This window comes from Porphyromonas gingivalis ATCC 33277 (genome assembly GCF_000010505.1).
GTDB classification, from domain to species: domain Bacteria; phylum Bacteroidota; class Bacteroidia; order Bacteroidales; family Porphyromonadaceae; genus Porphyromonas; species Porphyromonas gingivalis.
Map to the genome: position 1 here is coordinate 198637 of NC_010729.1, position 18143 is coordinate 216779.

Below are 18143 nucleotides of genomic sequence, written 5' to 3' on the forward strand. Positions count from 1 at the left end.
AAAATGGCACATCCTAAAAGAAGACAGTCCAAAACGAGAACCGCCAAGCGGAGAACTCATGACAAAGCCGTTATGCCGACTTTGGCCAAGTGTCCTAATTGTGGAGCATGGCACATCTATCACACAGTATGTGGTGATTGTGGCTACTACCGCGGTAAGTTGGCAATCGAAAAAGAAGTGGCAGTGTAAAAATTGCTTGCCCTCGGTCGATGCCGGTCGTCGCTTAGGCGGCAAGAACGAGCAAAAGAGTCCCTTAGACCTGTTCTTTGGGACTTTTTTTTTATTTTAGCGGCCACAAATAATCTTTTCCGGCGGGATATGGTTTTTAAAAAAGGCCGGAGCCCGTCCATTATGCAACAAATTCGATTATGAATAAAATAAACGCGGCTATAACAGCCGTTGGGGCCTATCTCCCTGAAGATGTTATTACCAATGACGATCTGGAAAAAATGGTTGATACCAATGACGAATGGATCATGACCCGTGTGGGGATCAAAGAGCGTCGGATCCTTCGAGACAAGAATAAAGGAGCTTCCTATTTGGCCATCCGCGCGGCACAAGACCTCTTCGATCGTCATGGTATCGACCCCAAGAGTATCGACGGCTTGATCCTTGCAACCAACTCGAGCGACTATCATTTCCCTTCCACGGCCAGCATCGTTGCTCATGAAATCGGTTGTGGCGACATCTTTTCTTTCGATATGCAGGCAGCCTGTCCCACGTTTATTTATGCCCTTGAAGTGGGAGCCAATTTTATCCGTTCGGGGCGTTATTCCAAGATCCTTGTGATCGCTACGGAGAAGATGACAGCTTTTACGGATTATACCGATCGAGCCACCTGTCCGCTATTCGGAGATGGTGCCGGTTGTGTTTTGCTCGAGGCTACCGAAGAAGAAGTAGGCGTTATGGATGCTGTGCTGCACTCCAATGGCATCGGCAAAGATCATTTGATCATGAAGGCCGGTGGATCGGCATGTCCTGCTACGCACGAAACGGTGGATAATCGTTGGCACTATGTGTATCAGGAAGGGCAGGTAGTCTTCAAACATGCTGTCGTAGATATGTGCAACAGCTGTGTGGAGATCATGGAGCGCAACAATCTTTCGCACGATGATATTACTTGGGTAGTACCTCATCAGGCCAACCTCCGAATCATCGATGCCGTTGCCCGACGTATGGGAGTCCCATATGAGAAAGTGATGGTCAATATCGAGCGTTATGGCAATACCAGTTCGGCTACAATCCCCATTTGTCTGTGGGAGTGGGAGCATAAATTGAAGAAAGGCGACGTTCTTGTCATGACGTCATTTGGTGCCGGCTTTACGTGGGGAGCTGTCTATGTCAAGTGGGCATACGATGGCAGCACGGTTCGTTGATCATACGCAATAGAAACAGGGGGCTGCTTCGCCGCGAGGCAAACAGCCCCTTATTCGTACATATAACAAAGCTTCGAAATGCAAGTAGAGGAGTCCGGTCACCGTTCGGGATTTGTCAATATCGTTGGAAACCCCAACGTTGGGAAGAGTACACTGATGAATCTGCTTGTCGGTGAGCGGATTTCTATCATTACCTCCAAGGCGCAGACTACCAGACATAGAATCATGGGGATTGTGAATACGCCGGAGATGCAAATCGTTTATTCCGATACACCGGGAGTACTTCGTCCCAATTACAAACTCCAACAGGAAATGCGGGAGTTCTCCGAATCTGCTCTCGGGGATGCCGATGTGCTGGTTTATGTGACGGACGTGGTGGAGAAGGCTGATAAGAATGCTGATTTTCTCGCTCGCGTATCACGAATGGAATGCCCTGTACTTCTGGTCATCAACAAGATCGACCTGAGCAATCAGGAAGCATTGGAAAAACTTGTGGAGGAGTGGCGTAACATATTGCCCAAAGCAGAAATTCACCCTCTTTCGGCCACGAACAACTTTAACGTCGGATTGCTGCAGAAGCGTATCGAAAGCCTCATTCCCCCATCTCCTCCTTACTTTGAAAAAGATGCACTCACGGACAAGCCGGCACGTTTTTTCGTTACGGAGATCATTCGTGAAAAGATACTGCTGTATTATCAAAAAGAAATTCCCTATGCGGCAGAAGTGGTCGTGGAGGAATTCAAGGAGGAGAAGACCATTATCCGTATCAAGTCGCTGATCATCGTGGAGCGTAATTCTCAAAAAGGAATAATCATCGGCCCTAAAGGGGCGGCCATCAAACGTGTAGGGTCAATGGCCCGGCGTGATTTGGAGCGTTTCTTCGGAAAGAAAATTTTCTTGGAAATCTTTGTGAAGGTCGAAAAAGACTGGCGTAATAGGGATAATCTGCTTCGTGCCTTCGGCTATCAGTTGGATTAGTCCTTCGTCGGTCGTAGCCTGACAAGCAACAATCAGAACGAAATCATAGAGTAGGAATAGATATGGGAGCATTAGTCGCCATCGTAGGCCGTCCGAATGTGGGCAAGAGCACATTGTTCAACCGCCTTACCCAAAGCCGGCAAGCCATCGTAGCCGAAGAGGCCGGTACTACGCGCGATAGGCAGTACGGCCGGGTGCATTGGAACGGTCGGGAGTTTTCCATCGTCGATACCGGAGGTTGGGTGGTCAATTCGGAAGATGTTTTCGAGGAAGAAATCAATAAGCAAGTGTATATTGCTGTCGAGGAAGCAGATGTAGTCCTCTTCGTCGCAGACAACCAGACCGGAGTGACTTCTCTTGACGAACAAGTCGCCGAGATACTGCGCCGAAGCAAAAAACCGGTTATTGTCGTAGCCAATAAGGTGGACAATACCGAAGATCATTATTCCGCTTCCGAATTCTATTCCTTTGGCTTGGGCGATCCTTACTGCATTGCAGCTGTCAGCGGTTCGGGAACAGGCGATTTGCTCGACAGGGTGATGGAGCTATTGCCGGCAGAGAACGGACAATCGGATTTGGACGAAACACTCCCTCGAATAGCCATCGTAGGCCGCCCCAATGCAGGGAAAAGCTCCTTGCTGAATGCCTTCATCGGAGAGGACAGGCATATCGTGACGGATATTGCAGGCACGACAAGGGACTCTATATACACTAAGTACAATAAGTTCGGACTCAATTTTTACCTTGTCGACACAGCCGGTATTCGCAAAAGGGGTAAAGTGAATGAAGACTTGGAATACTACTCCGTTATTCGATCCATTCGTGCCATCGAAAACTCCGACGTATGTGTGCTGATGCTGGATGCCACACGAGGTGTGGAGTCGCAGGATCTGAATATCTTTCAGATTATCCAGCGCAATAGCAAGGGACTGGTTGTATGTATCAACAAGTGGGACTTGGTGGAAGATAAAAGTCAAGCCGTCATCAAGACGTTTGAGAATGCCATCCGGCAGCGTTTTGCTCCATTTACGGATTTCCCCCTTCTCTTCATATCGGCTATGACCAAACAAAGGATCTTCAAAGTGTTGGAGACGGTCAATCAGGTCTATGCACACCGCTCGACTCGTATTCCTACACACAAGCTGAATGAAGTGATGCTACCCATTATCGAGGCTACGCCACCACCTGCTACCAAAGGTAAATACATCAAGATAAAATATGTGATGCAGCTTCCGACGGCAGTGCCTTCATTTGCCTTTTTTGCCAATCTGCCTCAGTGGGTGAAAGAGCCTTATAAGCGTTTTTTGGAGAATCAGATTCGTGCCCACTGGGATTTTTGCGGTACTCCCATCAACATTTTTATCCGCGAGAAGTAGGGTTTGCCCCTGCTCAATACGTTTAAGTCATCATAGAAGAATACAATGATATGGAATGGAAACGTTTTAGATTTCTGAACAATGTCGTCGGTTGGGGCGTTTTTGCAGTTGCAGCTATCGTCTATCTGATGACAATCGAGCCTACAGCCAGCCTGTGGGACTGTGCCGAGTTCATAGTCTGCGTAAACAAGTTGGAGATCGGTCATCCGCCCGGAGCACCCTTCTTCATGCTCGTCTATAATATCATATCGCATTTCACAAGCGATCCGTCACAGGTGGCATGGCTTGCCAATGCTACCAGTGCACTGGCCAGTGCCTTTACCATCCTGTTTTTGTTTTGGACGATTACCCACCTTGTCCGCCGCGTACTTGTACCGACAGTACGCAATGTATTCGGATTGGAAGAGCCGTCAAGGAAAATATCCGTTCCACGAGTAATCACGATACTCGGCAGTGGAGTCGTTGGAGCCTTGGTCTATACGTTCAGCGATACGTTCTGGTTCAGTGCCGTCGAGGCCGAGGTATATGCATTGAGTTCTTTCTTCACGGCTGCCGTTTTCTGGCTGATGTTTAAGTGGGAGGAGCGTGCCGACAATGTACGCAGTGACCGCTGGCTCGTTTTGATCGCTTATCTTATGGGCCTCAGCATCGGAGTGCACCTGCTCAATCTCCTTTGCATCCCTGCCATGGCTTTGGTGTATTACTATCGCCGTGCTGTTAAACCCACAGGCAGGGGAGCTTTGTTGGCACTTTTGGCTTCCTTCGCCCTTATCGGGGTGATGATGTTCGGTGTGATACAGGGTATCCCTAAGGTTGCCGGCGTATTCGATGTCTTTGCCGTCAACACCCTTGGTTTGAGCTTCAATAGCGGTTTGTATTTCTATTTCTTCCTGCTGGCTGCCATATTGATTTGGTCTGTGAGGGAGACTTATTCCGTACAGACCGACGGTGATAAGAAGGGTACAACCAAATCGATGCGCATGCGCTTTGCCGTGTTGCTGAGCGTTGTTCTGATGGGTATTCCTTTTATCGGCAATGGCATCCTTCTCGGCATAGTCCTTACACTGGCCGTAGCCTATTGGCTGTTTGCATCCAAGCGGTTGAATGTACGATTCTTGCATACGGCCTTGATGAGTATGCTGGTTATCCTCGTCGGCTTCTCCTCTTACGGTGTTATCCTCGTTCGTGCCGTTGCCAATCCGCCGATGAATGAGAATGCTCCGTCCAATGCCTTTTCGCTTCGTAGCTACCTTGCTCGCGAACAATACGGAAGTACCCCGTTGATCTACGGGCCTTCCTTTGCATCCCAACCTGTCGGTTTGAAGGATGGACAGGAAGTAACAGGGCCTTCGCCCAAGGTAAATCCTACAGATAAGGATCGCTACGAAACGCTCTATACACAACGCGAATACGATTATGGAGATGGTTCCATGATGCTTTTCCCACGTGTCTATTCCACTACCGATGGACATCCGCAAAGCTATAATATCTGGATGGGGCGATCCGAAACGGATACCAGTATGCCTACATTCGGAGAGAACCTGAAATTCTTCTTCAATTATCAGGTCAATTATATGTACTGGCGTTATTTCCTTTGGAATTTTTCCGGCCGTCAGAATGACCTGCAAGGCGACGGAGGACTATTGCGTGGCAATGCCGTGACGGGTATTCCCTTCATTGACAAGATTCTTATCGGTCCTACGGATGACATGCCGGACTTTATGACCAAGAATCGCGGACACAATGTGTACTACATGCTTCCGTTGCTTTTGGGGCTGATCGGTATTTCTTTCCAGCTGATGCGCAAGGAGAAAGGTGCACAGAGCTTCTGGATCACTTGCTTCCTCTTCTTTATGACCGGTTTGGCCATCGTATTGTATCTCAATCAGACGCCCGGCCAACCGCGTGAGCGAGACTATGCCTATGCGGGATCCTTCTATGCTTTCTGTATCTGGATCGGTTTCGGTGTGGCAGGATTGGTCGATTTCTTGCGTCGAGCCAAACTCAGCCATACCACTGCGGCTATCGTAGCTACGGCAGCAGCAGCGCTTGTCCCTATCCAGATGGCCGGCCAGAACTGGGATGATCACGATCGCTCGGGACGCTATGTGGGACGCGATTTCGGTGTCAATTACTTGGAGAGCTGCGACCCCAATGCCGTTATTTTCACCTATGGCGATAACGATACCTTCCCCCTCTGGTATGCTCAGGAGGTAGAAGGCGTTCGTACCGATGTCCGTGTGAGCAATCTCAGTTACTTGGGAGCAGACTGGTATGTGCGCCAGATGAAGCAGCAAGCCTATCAGTCCGATCCGCTACCATTGAAGAATATGAATGAAGCCTTCATCAGCCGGAATGCCTTTGTTCGTATCGAGCCCAATTACTCTGCCAGAGATCCGGAGCTGAACCTCCATTCACTCCCGGGTAGCGGACTCACGGCCGATGGCAAGCCCATCATGATGCTGTCCGAAGCCATGAAAATAGCCGCTCGTCCGGTTCCTTATGGCAATGGTGTGATGCCGTCTGAGAACCTGTATCTGCCCGTAGATTCGCAAGCATTGGGGCTGGCGTTTGGCGATTCGGCTAAGGTGCATGTCCGTCGAACCATCGATCTGTCTTTGGCCGGTAAGGGCATCCTCTCATTGGCCGACCTGAGCGTTCTCGATCTGATAGCCAATAACGAATGGAAGCGTCCTATCTATTGGGCTATTACGTCTCCGAGCAATTCCTTCTCCAACCTGCCGGACTACTTGCGTCAGACCGGTATGGCCAATCAGTTTGTGCCTTTTAAGGCGCGCCGCGTAGGCGATAACATCGATGTGGAAAAGACCTATACTAATGTGATGACCAAGTTCCGCTTCGGAGGAGCCAACAATCCCAAGGTGTACTTCGATGCAGATATTCGCAATTCCACCAATACCTATCGTGTAGCAGTGTTTTCTCCGTTGGCAAAGGCTCTGCTCGAAAGAGGCGATACCGTTCGTGCCCGTAAGGTGCTCACCAAATGCCTCCAAGAGATCAGTCCTGAAGCCGTGCCCTATGATTATCGCTCGCTGGTATTGGCACAAACCCTGTACGATGCAGATATGGTGGCCGACGCAGACCGGATAGTCAAGGCCGTGGCAGGCTCTTCGATGCGTACGCTTAACTGGTTCTTCCGCCTGTCGGAATCCAAATTCATGCAAATGCTTTCCGAAGGAGAGATCGACAGGGAGATGAATACGGTTGCTACGGCTTTTCGGCTGAGTACTGCTTATAATAGCAAGGTACTGGATGAATATCTGCCCGTGTTCCAGAACTATTATAAGATGCTCTACACTGATGAGCAGGGTAATAGCAAACCGCAATAAATGCAGCTCAGACTCGTAGAACGACTTATCTGCCGTGTGCCCATGTGGTACCGGGCTTTGTTCCCCGGTGCCACGTGGCGCATTCCTGCCAAAGAAGGAAAAAGCATCTATCTGACTTTCGATGACGGTCCCATACCGGAGATAACACCCTGGGTATTGGATACGCTCGATGAACTCGGGGTGAAGGCCACGTTCTTCTGTGTGGCGGATAATGTGCGTCGCTATCCCGATCTTTTTGCCGAGATACAGCGCCGTGGTCATCAGGTCGGCAATCACACTTTCCACCATCTGCAAGGGCTGAAAGTCCGTACACGTACCTATCTGAAAGATGTGGAAGAGGCTGACCGACTTATCAATTCTCGCTTCTTTCGACCGCCGCATGGCCATCTTCGCTTCATGCAGACCCTGCTGCTTAGCAATCACTACGACATTATTATGTGGGATGTGATCACGCGCGATTATAATGCTCGCCTTTCACCCGATACCGTCTTTGGTTCGGTGGTTCGCTATGCGCGCAACGGCTCCATTATTACCTTCCACGACTCCCTCAAAGCGGCTCCCAATATGCAGCAGGCCATGCCTCGCGCTGTGCGCTGGCTATTGGATGAGGGCTATACCTTCAAATGTCTGGGCGACCCGGCCGACTAAGCTGTTTGCCTGTTTTTTCTGTCCGATGATTGTCCTTACGGAAGACGGATCTCCCACTATCCTTTCGCCTCATTACGGCGAATACTACCACTCCATACACGGTGCGTGTCGTGAGAGCGAACATGTATTCGTTCATACGGGGCTGTTGCACCGTTTGGAATCTTTCGATCCTTCCGGTACTTTGTATCTCTTTGAAGTCGGATTCGGAACGGCTCTCAATGCGCTACTGACTCTCCGCGAACAACGATGTCGGGGTCTCTCCATCCATTACTCTGCCATTGAGAAATTTCCTCTCGAAAGGGATGTATATGAGCATCTTCGCTTTTCTGTGGGAATGGCCGATGAAGACAAACTCCTGCAAAGTCTCCACCATGCACCGTGGGGAATGGATTGTGAAATATGTCCCGGCTTCACGTTGCACAAGATAGCATCCGATCTGACCGATTTTACATTCCGCAAGCCTATCGATCTCATCTATTTCGATGCTTTCTCTCCAGAAGCTCAGCCGGAGTTGTGGAGTGAAGAGATCTTCACCCGAATGGTGGCCGCATGTCGATCCGGAGCCGTATTGGCCACCTACTGCGCCAAAGGCGAGATCCGCCGTCGGCTCACACGTGCCGGATTCCATATGGAACGCCTGCCCGGACCTCCCGGTAAACGCGAAATCCTGCGTGGCACTTATTATCTTGAGGACGGAGGAGACAGTCTCTAAACTGCCGCTCGGCCATATCTGTAGCACGTACTCGGATTCTTGCATTATAGAGACCTTCTCTTTTTTCAAAGGACTCAATATGCCTTCCGAATGAGAAACGAAAAGTGGCACGTCTTTATATTCGGAGAAAAGGGAAGGAAAAAGCAACATCCCGCCCACTGAGCCAGCGGACGGGATGTGTATTGGAATGGTGTATGGTTAGTCTTCGTTTTCGTCTGCAATAGTTATGCAGCAGTTGTCAAGGCTTCGGATGATCGCAAGCGACTCCACTCTTATACCTCTTTCCTGTAGAGCCTCTCTTCCGTTCTGAAAGGCTTTCTCTATGATAAAGCCCATACCGACGATCTTAGCACTTGCCTGTTCGGCCAAGTCGATGATTCCTTGGGCAGCATTGCCATAAGCGAGGAAGTCGTCGATAAACAAAATACGATCATCGTCCGTCAGAAAGTCGTGGCTGATACAAACGGTGTAGTCTCGGCTTTTGGTAAAGGAATGCACTGTCGTAGTCAGCATATTATCCATCGTCTTGGGCTGTTTTTTCTTGACGAAGACAACGGGCAGATTCATGATGTAACCCACCATGATGGCGGGTGCTATGCCACTGGCTTCGATCGTGACGATCTTATTGACTCCGCTGTCGGCAAAGAGACGAGCAAATTCTTCGGCCACATGGTACATCAGCTTCGAATCCATCTGATGATTGATGAAGCTATCGACTTTCAATATACCGCCGGGATAGCACTTGCCATCTTGCAAGATCCTCTGTTTAAGCAATTCCATAAGACAAAGATTGGGTTTTCTACTTGTCCGCCGGTTCTATTTGCCACGGATAAGCATATTAGAGATTATGGCAGCAAGACCGCCGGTCGTAATTCCCGAAGAGAAGATGCCTCTCAGGTCAAGAGATATGTTGCGCAAGATGTCCGGCATCAACTCGACACCCAAGCCCAGTGACAGACTGATGGCCAAAATCATCGTAGCCTTCCGGTCTATATCCTGAGCTGCAATGATGCGTATACCGGCTGCGGCTACAGTTCCGAACATCAGCAGCGTAGCTCCTCCTAATACGGGATCGGGCATCAGAGAAAAGATAAGACCGATACCCGGGAACAAGCCAAGCACGATGAGCATAGCCGCAATATAGTAGCCCACTCGACGACTGGCCACACCCGTGAGCTGGATCAACCCGTTGTTTTGGGCGAAGATAGAATTGGGGAAAGAATTGAACACGCCGGCGAGGAGCGAATTGAAGCCATCGGCCAATACTCCGCCCGATACACGTTTGATGTATTTATCACCCTCCACCGGTTCGCCCGAAATCATCGAATTGGCCGTAATATCCCCCGTTGCTTCGATGGCTGTAATAAGATAGATCAACCCTATGGCGATAAAGGAAGACAGATTCAGGCTAAGGCCGTATTTGAATGGAACAGGGATATTCAGCAGTGCGATCTTCGTCGTCTCCATACCGGAGAGATCCACTCGACCGAGGATGTAAGCCAAAACATAACCGACGAGCAGACCGAGTACGATGGAGCTCATACGAATGTATTTGTTTTTGCTCTTATTGAAGAAGAGGACGCTTACCAAGACGAGAGCAGCAATGCTGAGATTCTGCCAGTTGCCGAAAGTCCCGTCGCTCATCGCCGCATTGCCTCCTCCGCATGAGATAATCCCCACTTTGATCAGACTCAGACCGATCAGCAAGACCACGATTCCCGAAACGAGAGGCGTAATGATCTGCTTGAGATAACGGAAGGTACGGCTGACGATCATCTCTACCGGAGCTGCCGCTATCGTACAACCGAATATAAGCGGCAGGCCGCCGGCCAGGCCCGCGCTGATAATCGGGCCGATAAAAGAAAAACTTGTGCCCTGCACACATAGCAGCCCGGCACCCAAAGGCCCTACTCTTCTACATTGGATAAAGGTGGATACCCCCGAAGCGAAAAGAGCCATGGAGACGAGGAAAGAAGTAGTCTCCAGATCCAGATTGAGTGCTCCTGCAATGATAAGTGGGGGCGTAATGATAGCCACAAAGATGGCAAGGAGGTGTTGGAAAGCAGCAAAGACAGCATCTTTGAAAGAAGGCTTGTCTTCGATTTTGTAGATCAGATCTACCTGTGGGGTAGCTTCATTCGGTGCGATGGCCATAATAAATTCGGTGTTAGTCGGATAATCCTTATTCCTCGTTGGGAGCAAGAAAGGCACAAAAATAATAATGAAAATGCACCTGACTACGCTATTGCAGGAATAATTTTCCACGGTAGCACAGAGCTACATCATTGGGGGGGTACCCCAAAAGACAACAAACTTAAAGGCCGAAGAGATAGTTGAGCTTGACGCCGAGAGTCAGGTTCGAGGATCTGCCGTGAGGGTCTTGCTGCCGGTTGTTGAGGAGATCATGGAAGCCATAGTATAGCCGTCCCTCCAATTCGAAGGCTCCCAGTCGGCCGGCATCGAATCCGAATCCGGGACCTCCGGCCAACCCCCACTCGAAACGTCCGTGCAGACCTTGGGCATAGCGTCGCTGCTGCAGTTCGGTGAAGTCCGAGCCTTGCTTGACGGTTTTCTCTGCAATGATGAATCCGAACTGAGGCCCCAAATTGAGAAAAGCATAGAGACCTCTTTGCCGGATTTTAATGTGTGTGAGCAGAGGTATCGTCACACAATCGAATGTGCGACGATAGGCATTGTCCGGCTTTTCGTCAAATTTCTCCTCCCATCCTAAGCGAATGTAGCTCGCTTCGGCTTGAAGGCCCACTTTCAAGGTGCCCGTACTCTCCTCATTTACCCGTACAATGAGACCGCTCGAAGGAGCCAACAAGAGCTTTTGGTCCACAGCGGGATTGAAGAGCACCTTATTGGCCGAAACGCCTCCGGCTACCCCGACCTGTACACGTAGCGACAGCTTGGACGTTTGGGCTGTGGCCGAGTTTATCAGACATAGGAAAACAAAAAGGCTGATACCTATTCTACGAATCATATTCCTCTTTGGATGAGCCGGTATGGACAGGGAAAGTATGGAGCAGTGCATAGCAGGAGTTATCGAGATACGGGCACACGATCCACCCCTCCGTCGGAGCGTAGCGTGACGAGGAAGAGATTCAGATTGACAAAACCACTATCTCCCCTTATCTCGCGGAATTGGAAGTCCGTCTGCAACCCCGTAGAGGGAAGCATGGGGAGGTTGTTCCTGAGAGAACGGCCATATGAGGCCAAGCCCCCGATGAAGTAGTTGGCAATGTCATAGCCGAGGACACTATACTTGGGGAAGCCTCCTGACACCTTGTGGTTGTACCAGGCGTAGTATTGAGAAAGGAATTGTTCGCTTTCGGGCTGTGCCGGATTGAAGAAGAAAGAAGAGTAAAACGAAGAGCCGTATTTCCTCATCCGTCCTTGCAGGTCTCTGTCGAAGGACTGCCATTCGGGATAGCCGAAGAAAGTAACCAACTCTGCCTTGCCATTGCCATCGGCCAGAGAAAGCATACGGCGGAGGATGCTCTCGCCTGTCATGCAGGGCATGATGACGATACGCATGTCGGATCGGAGCAGCTTGACCAATTCCCCTTGCTCCCTATCGGAAGAGATTTTCGTATAGGGTCTGCCTGCTTTGTCCATCTCCGACATGATGAAGGCGGCACAAGGCTCGATCTCTCCGGCACCGGTGATGAACACAGCTGTCCGATCGGCATATCGTTGCATAAAGAGCTTCGCAACCTGCGGATAGAGGTACTCTTGAGGAGGATTGATTTGGAAGAGGTTGGCCGAAGCCTTTCCTGCTATTTTGCCGGAGCTGAACGGTACCACATAGTTGATACCTCGTCGATCTGCATAGCGTGATATAGCCGCTATCTGGTCATTGGAAGCTCCTCCGATAATAAGGTGACAGTCATTGAGCTCACCACTGTGGATCACATCCTCTGCATCAGACGTATTGGACACATCGTAAACGCGCAAAGTCACCGACACTCCTCTCTTCTTCAGACGATTCAGCCCCATCAGCATACCCTCGTAGAATTCCACATATCGCTGGGTATTGCCCGATAGAGGGAGCATCAGTCCGACCTCTATAGCCTCCGACTGCGATGTCGTAGGGGAGGAAGCCATAGCCGTGGAATCGCTGCCGGGGATGCGTAGTTTGTGGCCTGCAGGGAAGTTGGTAGCAGATATACCCGGATTGGCTTTCATCAGTTCCTCTTCGCTCAATCCATATTTTCTGCTGATGGAGTAGAGCGTTTCCTGTGGCCGGATAATGTGTTCGCTCGGATGACGAGCGGCGGATATTTTGCTATTGGCCCGGACCGGTTTGGACGGAATGAGCAGAGTCTGCCCTTCCTTGATCCCTTGTCTGGCCGAAGGGTTGAGCGTATAAATATCATCCTCCGACAGACCGTATTGGCGCGCCAGTCCATAAACGGTCTCTTTGGCTTGCACTACGTGTACTTTTGTCCTGCTACGCGTCTGACCGGATGCCGATACTACGGACATCAGCACACACGTTATCAGCAGGATATAAAGACCTTTTATCCGGAATACATGATCTGTCATGGTTTCCCCCTTTCTTTTTTAGTCCTATTTATTATTAGGTGAGATGGGGCAAAGGTAACAATAACGACTCTGCAGGCAAATGTGTTATCCTCTTTGCAATCTCCATATAAGAGAGCTACGTGGGGTTAATGTCTTCGTTATAAATCAAGCCATTTCAATATCGAAAGACATGGTTGCTTAAGGTTATCCCGGATTGGTCATTGGAAAAGTAAGGCCTAACGACAGATTCCCCGGGTTTATCGACTTCAGTCGGTTGCTATTGATTTGGGTTGTGGAGCATTCTTGCGCGTGAGCATCTTCGAGCCCGTGTAGATGCCTGTACTTGCTGCGAGCTGCAGTATTGCAAAGGTGTGATGGAAGCAGCAATAAGCAATGTGCTTCTGAATGCCCGAAGCTGCAATCGAATACCTTAGAAGGCGATGCGTCATAACGAGGCCGGAAACTCCGTATATAGAGACCATTGCACAAATCCAGCTCACCAATACCGAACAAGTTTCCTTGTGTTTTTGAGCATTTAGATGTGTTCTTCACCTTGAATATTAGTCCCCAAGCTGCAAAACAGACGAGAATGGTCAAAAACACACCAGGAACAAGCGAGGAAAAAGAACAGCCTCTTTGTACAATGGTCTCAAGATGGTAACTGTTGGGATTTATGCGTTTATCGTCTCAAAAATATTGTATTAGAAACAAAAAAGCAAGCGAAAACACAAATTTTAATAAACGAACTTGGCGTTCAAAATTACTTTTCGTAGGATTAGGGGGGCGAATCTAACGAATGAGGAGGGACTGCATGCGTATGCATGGGAGCATCGGTGAAGTATCGCCGTGAACTGACAGCATAGGAGAATATGACAATTCGATCGACAAAGCTGTTTTAGTGGTTGTGGTTCGCAAACAGGCCTGATTCGCATTTGAAAAAGAGTGGCGCGAGAATTTTTTCGTTTTGGCGCGAGAATTAAAAATTTTTGGAACCAAAACGAAAAAATTCTCGCGCGTGTTTTCCCGAAAACACGAACCGCAATCGGGCCGATTGACGTGTACTGAAAAAAGTTGACACTCGGGGAGGTCAACTTTTTTCAGTACACGTCAACCAAACAGATCTCCATTATACACAACAAACCGAACCACAGACCAGGAAAGAAACTCGGATTCAGAACGCCGTTCGAATGCTTCTTCCCAAATTCACCTTAGTGTTGCATTTATTTGTGGAATCTGCACAGCCAACAAAAAGAGAGAAAAACGCAACCGAATAAGAATAATTGCTATATTTGCGTCCGCTATCGGGATGTAGCACAGTTGGTAGCGCGCCACGTTCGGGACGTGGAGGTCGGAAGTTCGAGTCTTCTCATCCCGACAACGCCGTCAATATTCCTTTGGGATTATTGACGGCGTTTTTTGTCTGTAACAAATGCAAATCCTCACCACTCCCTAAACAGAGAGAACTGACGGAGGGGTCTGCAAAAAGGGCAGATAGGTTACATGTTTTTGCCGAAAAAGAACTGCATCAGCAGCAAATTCAAGACCAGCAAAGCACCTCCCATCAAGACGATCTGGCGCTGTTCAGGCTTGGGAAGCAGAAAATAGGCCACTATGCCGGCGACGAAGATGACCAATATCAGAAAAGTGATGATACGTGTAATACGTGATTTGCGGAGCTTCATTATGTCATTGTCAAAAGAGGAAAAAATCAGAGCGAAAGAGCGCGGAGTTTGTAGCCACGAGTGCGAAGCTCCTGCACCAGTCCTTTTTCGCCGATGAGGTGACCGGCTCCTACAGCTATGAGAGTGGGCTTTGCAGACAGTAGCGCAGGTATCTTTTCCATCCATCGTGCATTACGTCTATGGACCAAACGCTCCATATCCTGAGGTGTCATGTATTGACCTTCGAACACGGCTTCTATCTGCTGAGCCTTATAGTCCCTGACAAGTTTGGCTAAAGGATTCTGCTCCTTTTGTATATCTCGAATAGTCTTAAGCAGGTCTTTAGCTTGCTCTTTCAGACCTTTGGAAAAGAGGAGATATTGCATAGCATCCCAAGCCTCATCCTGCGTTTCGAAAAATACGGCCTCTTTTCCGTCAGCGAGTCCATGAACGACAACGCCGACATCCATCGGTTCTTGCCCCTGAAGGCGCATAGTCTCGGCCCCCATACTGACAAAGAAAGAAACGATAGAGGGGCGGAGGGGTATCTGGTCGACAGAACCCATGCCGGCGGATTGGAGGAATTGGTTCAATTCCTCCAGCTCTTCAGGAGAATAGAGCATGGCATAAGTGGTATCGCTCGGTAGCATCATGTTTGCTTGCAGGCGCGGCATCAAGGCTGTCAGGGATTCGGGACGAACATCATGCTCGATGATTACCTGACGAACAGATACGTATGCATCCTTATAGCCGGGGATACTATCCGTATAAGTATAAGGCACTATATGACAGGTGCCGAGCAAATAGCTCGGTTCGGTCAGCCCATTTCCGGAAATTTCCCACAGGAGGGCATCGCGTTTGCCTACTTCCTGTGCAAAGACACAGGAACCGACGAGGAGAAAGAACCAAAAAAGAATCGTTTGTCTTGTCTTCTTCATAATCTTCATAATTATATCAACGTTGTTAGGAGTTATACAATAACATCATTCGCCAATGCGGTAGCAGGCTTGCAGCGTATGTATCCACTGGCAAGCAACGAGACCTGCCGTTTCCGTTCGCAAGCGGCTCTCTCCAAGAGAAACGGGTGCAAATCCGGCAAGCAAGGCGGACTCCACTTCAGACGGAGAGAAGTCTCCTTCCGGCCCTATTAGAATCAGTACATCCTGTCCTACGTGGTAGAAATCCGACGGATAGCCTCGGCCTTGGGTTATTTCGGCTCGAACAGCTTCGTCCACATAAGCGATAAGACGAACAGCTGCCTTCGGAGTGTCGGCAATTACAGTTTGTATGGGGATATTGACTCGAATCACGGGAAAGGAGGCTTTGAGCGACTGCTTCATCGCACTAATTGCGATGCGCTCCAAGCGTTCCGCTTTGATACGCCTACGCTCGGAATGTTCGGATTCGATAAAGACCACTTCGTCCACCCCTATTTCCACCAACTTCTCCAGCATCCACTCCATCCGCTCACTCTGTTTGGTGGGGGCAATAGCAATGGTAATCCTGTCTCGCCAAGGTTTTTGCCACGACTCCTGTCCGCATACGCTTACATAACAGCTCTTGCGATCGGCAGTTTCTATGACGGCATCGAAGAACGAACCTCGCCCGTCGGTCAGACGGAGACGATCGCCTGCCTGCATACGCAGGACGCGCAAGATATGGCCGGCTTCGTCGTCAGGCAGTCTGTCGGACTGCTCTATATCGGGCGCATAGAATAAGGGGAGGGACATACTGAATCATTCTACCATGGTTTCTGTACCAAAAGTAGTCCATTCTTATCGAATAGAGCCATCGGCAGCGCGAAAGGCGAATCAAGAAACGGGAAAAGGGTACACCCCGGATTCTTCTCGCATTATATGCACGTCTATACGCCCATATACCTTGCCATCGACATTGCGGATGGAATTATGTACTTGTTTCTCATAAGCCTTTCATTCTTTTAGGATAGATTTAACAACACGCTATAAAGACATAAAAGTTGTGTGCCTATTCATAATTTACGAACGGCAATTCGTCAAAATTCCCCACCTTTGCCCTGCACTATCAGGGAAAGAACGATATGAAAAGACTGATAACAACAGGAGCAGCCTTTCTACTGGCTGCTACACTCTCTGCCTGCAACGGCAATAACACAAGTGAAACCCAAGGCGATCGGACTGAACAGGCCGAAACGGTGCAAGCCGATCTCTTCTCGGCCGACTCGGCTTACACCTTCGTGCAGCGTCAGGTGAACTTTGGCCCTCGCATCCCCGGCACAGCTCCGCATCGTGCCTGTGGAGATTGGCTCGTGGCCACGCTTCGCAGCTTTGGTGCCGCGGTGCAAGAGCAGACAGCCGAAATCAAAGCGCATGATGGCACCATGCTGCCCATGCGCAATATCATAGCCTCATACCGCCCCGAAGCCACCGGGCGTATGCTACTGATGGCTCACTGGGATACGCGGCCGGTCTCCGATCAGGATGCCAACCCCGCTATGCACACAGAGACCTTCGACGGTGCAGACGATGGTGGCAGCGGAGTAGGCGTATTATTGGAGATAGCGCGCTATCTGGGACAACAGAAGGATTTGGGCATGGGCATCGATATTGTATTCTTCGACACAGAGGATTACGGTAGCTATGGCGATGACGAATCGTGGTGTCTCGGCTCACAGTATTGGAGCCGCAATCCGCACGTAGCAGGTTACAAGGCCGAAGCCGGCATCCTGCTGGATATGGTTGGTGCCAAAGGAGCTACGTTCTATTGGGAGTACTTCTCCAAGAGCTATGCCCCGGGGTTGATCTCTGCCGTATGGCAGACGGCAGCCGCATTAGGATATGGCAACTACTTCATCCAAGCCGACGGAGGCGCTCTGACAGATGATCATGTACCTGTGATCAAGAATTTGGGGATCCCCTGCATCGATATTATCAATTACTCGTCCAAGAACGAACATGGCTTCGGCGACCACTGGCATACCCAGAGGGACAATATGCAGATCATCGACAAAAATGTACTCGATGCCGTGGGCGAAACCGTCATTCGATATTTGGACGAACAGGTGAAAGCCGCTTCACACTGACTATTCACTCATTAGCTTATCCCATGCCAAGTATAAACGAAATACAGGATCAGATCATCGAGGAATTCTCCGCTTTCGATGATTGGATGGATCGTTATCAACTGCTGATCGATATGGGCAGTGCCCTACCCGAACTGGATGCTGCAGATAAGGTGCCGGAGAACATTATCGAAGGTTGCCAGAGTCGCGTATGGATAGCAGCCTCCCTGCAAGATGGCAAGGTGCACTACCGCGCCGATAGCGATGCCCTCATCGTCAAAGGGATAGTGGCTCTGCTACTACGGATACTGAACGACCAGAAACCGAAAGACATCGTTTCGTCCGATCTCTACTTCATTCGCGAAGTAGGGTTGCAAGATCATCTCTCGCCGACACGCTCCAACGGCCTCGTCTCCATGCTCAAGCAGATGCGTTTCTATGCCCTTGCCTTTGAAGGAGGGGAGGCCTGATT

18 protein-coding genes and 1 tRNA gene are annotated in these 18143 nt (G+C 49.7%); 11 read left to right on the forward strand and 8 right to left on the reverse strand.

From position 1 onward, the window contains the following. The first annotated feature begins 3 nt into the window (after positions 1–3). From rpmF to mnmD, 7 genes are all read left to right on the forward strand, one after another. Positions 4–189 carry a 50S ribosomal protein L32 gene (gene rpmF / locus PGN_RS10110; protein ID WP_010956508.1) on the forward strand — a complete coding sequence of 62 codons (186 nt, stop codon included), beginning with the start codon at positions 4–6 and terminating at the stop codon, positions 187–189. 179 nt (positions 190–368) lie between these two features. Further along, positions 369–1376 (forward strand): beta-ketoacyl-ACP synthase III, encoded by a 1008-nt coding sequence (locus PGN_RS00875; RefSeq protein ID WP_012457314.1) that lies wholly within the window; start codon positions 369–371, stop codon positions 1374–1376. A gap of 78 nt (positions 1377–1454) precedes the next feature. Next, positions 1455–2354 (forward strand): GTPase Era, encoded by a 900-nt coding sequence (era, locus tag PGN_RS00880; RefSeq protein WP_012457315.1) that lies wholly within the window; start codon positions 1455–1457, stop codon positions 2352–2354. Positions 2355–2416: 62 nt separating this feature from the next. After that, a complete protein-coding gene (der, locus tag PGN_RS00885) occupies positions 2417–3730 on the forward strand; it encodes a ribosome biogenesis GTPase Der (protein WP_005873469.1) in 1314 nt (437 codons plus the stop codon). A 50-nt stretch (positions 3731–3780) separates the two neighbouring features. Beyond that, positions 3781–7080 (forward strand): glycosyltransferase family 117 protein, encoded by a 3300-nt coding sequence (locus PGN_RS00890; protein WP_012457316.1) that lies wholly within the window; start codon positions 3781–3783, stop codon positions 7078–7080. Further along, a complete protein-coding gene (locus PGN_RS00895; RefSeq protein WP_004584632.1) occupies positions 7081–7728 on the forward strand; it encodes a polysaccharide deacetylase family protein in 648 nt (215 codons plus the stop codon). It begins immediately after the preceding gene. Positions 7729–7753: 25 nt separating this feature from the next. After that, positions 7754–8440, forward strand: a complete 687-nt coding sequence (mnmD, locus tag PGN_RS00900; protein WP_012457317.1) for a tRNA (5-methylaminomethyl-2-thiouridine)(34)-methyltransferase MnmD — start codon at positions 7754–7756, stop codon at positions 8438–8440. Positions 8441–8638: 198 nt separating this feature from the next. Here the strand turns inward: mnmD and xpt are convergent, their stop codons facing one another. The 5 genes from xpt to PGN_RS12250 form a co-directional block, all read right to left on the reverse strand. Then, the gene (gene xpt / locus PGN_RS00905) at positions 8639–9220 is read right to left on the reverse strand and encodes a xanthine phosphoribosyltransferase (RefSeq protein ID WP_004584630.1); all 582 of its coding nucleotides are present in this window, start codon (positions 9218–9220) and stop codon (positions 8639–8641) included. Between the two features lie 36 nt (positions 9221–9256). Then, positions 9257–10594 carry a nucleobase:cation symporter-2 family protein gene (locus tag PGN_RS00910; protein WP_012457318.1) on the reverse strand — a complete coding sequence of 446 codons (1338 nt, stop codon included), beginning with the start codon at positions 10592–10594 and terminating at the stop codon, positions 9257–9259. Between the two features lie 160 nt (positions 10595–10754). Then, entirely contained in the window at positions 10755–11426 is a 672-nt protein-coding gene (locus PGN_RS00915; RefSeq protein WP_012457319.1) for a porin family protein, read from the reverse strand. 59 nt (positions 11427–11485) lie between these two features. Then, complete coding sequence (locus PGN_RS00920) at positions 11486–12991, reverse strand: amino acid ABC transporter substrate-binding protein (RefSeq protein ID WP_012457320.1); 1506 nt, start codon at positions 12989–12991, stop codon at positions 11486–11488. A 768-nt stretch (positions 12992–13759) separates the two neighbouring features. Continuing rightward, positions 13760–13966: a DUF1661 domain-containing protein gene (locus PGN_RS12250; RefSeq protein ID WP_013816026.1), complete on the reverse strand. Its 207-nt coding sequence runs from the start codon at positions 13964–13966 to the stop codon at positions 13760–13762. On the opposite strand from PGN_RS12250, the gene PGN_RS11000 reads away from it, so the two are divergent. Both PGN_RS11000 and PGN_RS00925 read left to right on the forward strand, forming a co-directional pair. Then, positions 13935–14045 (forward strand): DUF1661 domain-containing protein, encoded by a 111-nt coding sequence (locus PGN_RS11000; protein ID WP_143733416.1) that lies wholly within the window; start codon positions 13935–13937, stop codon positions 14043–14045. The two genes, PGN_RS12250 and PGN_RS11000, sit on opposite strands and share 32 nt — an antisense overlap. Positions 14046–14272: 227 nt before the next feature. Continuing rightward, positions 14273–14345: transfer RNA gene (locus tag PGN_RS00925), tRNA-Pro, on the forward strand. 121 nt (positions 14346–14466) lie between these two features. Here the strand turns inward: PGN_RS00925 and PGN_RS00930 are convergent. The 3 genes from PGN_RS00930 to PGN_RS00940 are packed head-to-tail and all read right to left on the reverse strand — an operon-like array spanning position 14467 to position 16361. After that, positions 14467–14652, reverse strand: a complete 186-nt coding sequence (locus PGN_RS00930; protein WP_012457321.1) for a hypothetical protein — start codon at positions 14650–14652, stop codon at positions 14467–14469. A gap of 26 nt (positions 14653–14678) precedes the next feature. Then, positions 14679–15569, reverse strand: coding sequence for a TraB/GumN family protein (locus PGN_RS00935; RefSeq protein ID WP_012457322.1), 891 nt, complete (start codon positions 15567–15569; stop codon positions 14679–14681). A 45-nt stretch (positions 15570–15614) separates the two neighbouring features. Next, the gene (locus PGN_RS00940; protein ID WP_012457323.1) at positions 15615–16361 is read right to left on the reverse strand and encodes a 16S rRNA (uracil(1498)-N(3))-methyltransferase; all 747 of its coding nucleotides are present in this window, start codon (positions 16359–16361) and stop codon (positions 15615–15617) included. A gap of 329 nt (positions 16362–16690) precedes the next feature. Here PGN_RS00940 and PGN_RS00945 point away from each other — a divergent pair, with 329 nt between their 5' ends. Both PGN_RS00945 and PGN_RS00950 read left to right on the forward strand, forming a co-directional pair. Next, on the forward strand, positions 16691–17692 hold the full coding sequence (locus tag PGN_RS00945) for a M28 family peptidase (protein ID WP_012457324.1): 1002 nt from the start codon (positions 16691–16693) through the stop codon (positions 17690–17692). Positions 17693–17715: 23 nt separating this feature from the next. Next, on the forward strand, positions 17716–18141 hold the full coding sequence (locus PGN_RS00950) for a SufE family protein (RefSeq protein WP_004584619.1): 426 nt from the start codon (positions 17716–17718) through the stop codon (positions 18139–18141). Positions 18142–18143: the final 2 nt, after the last annotated feature.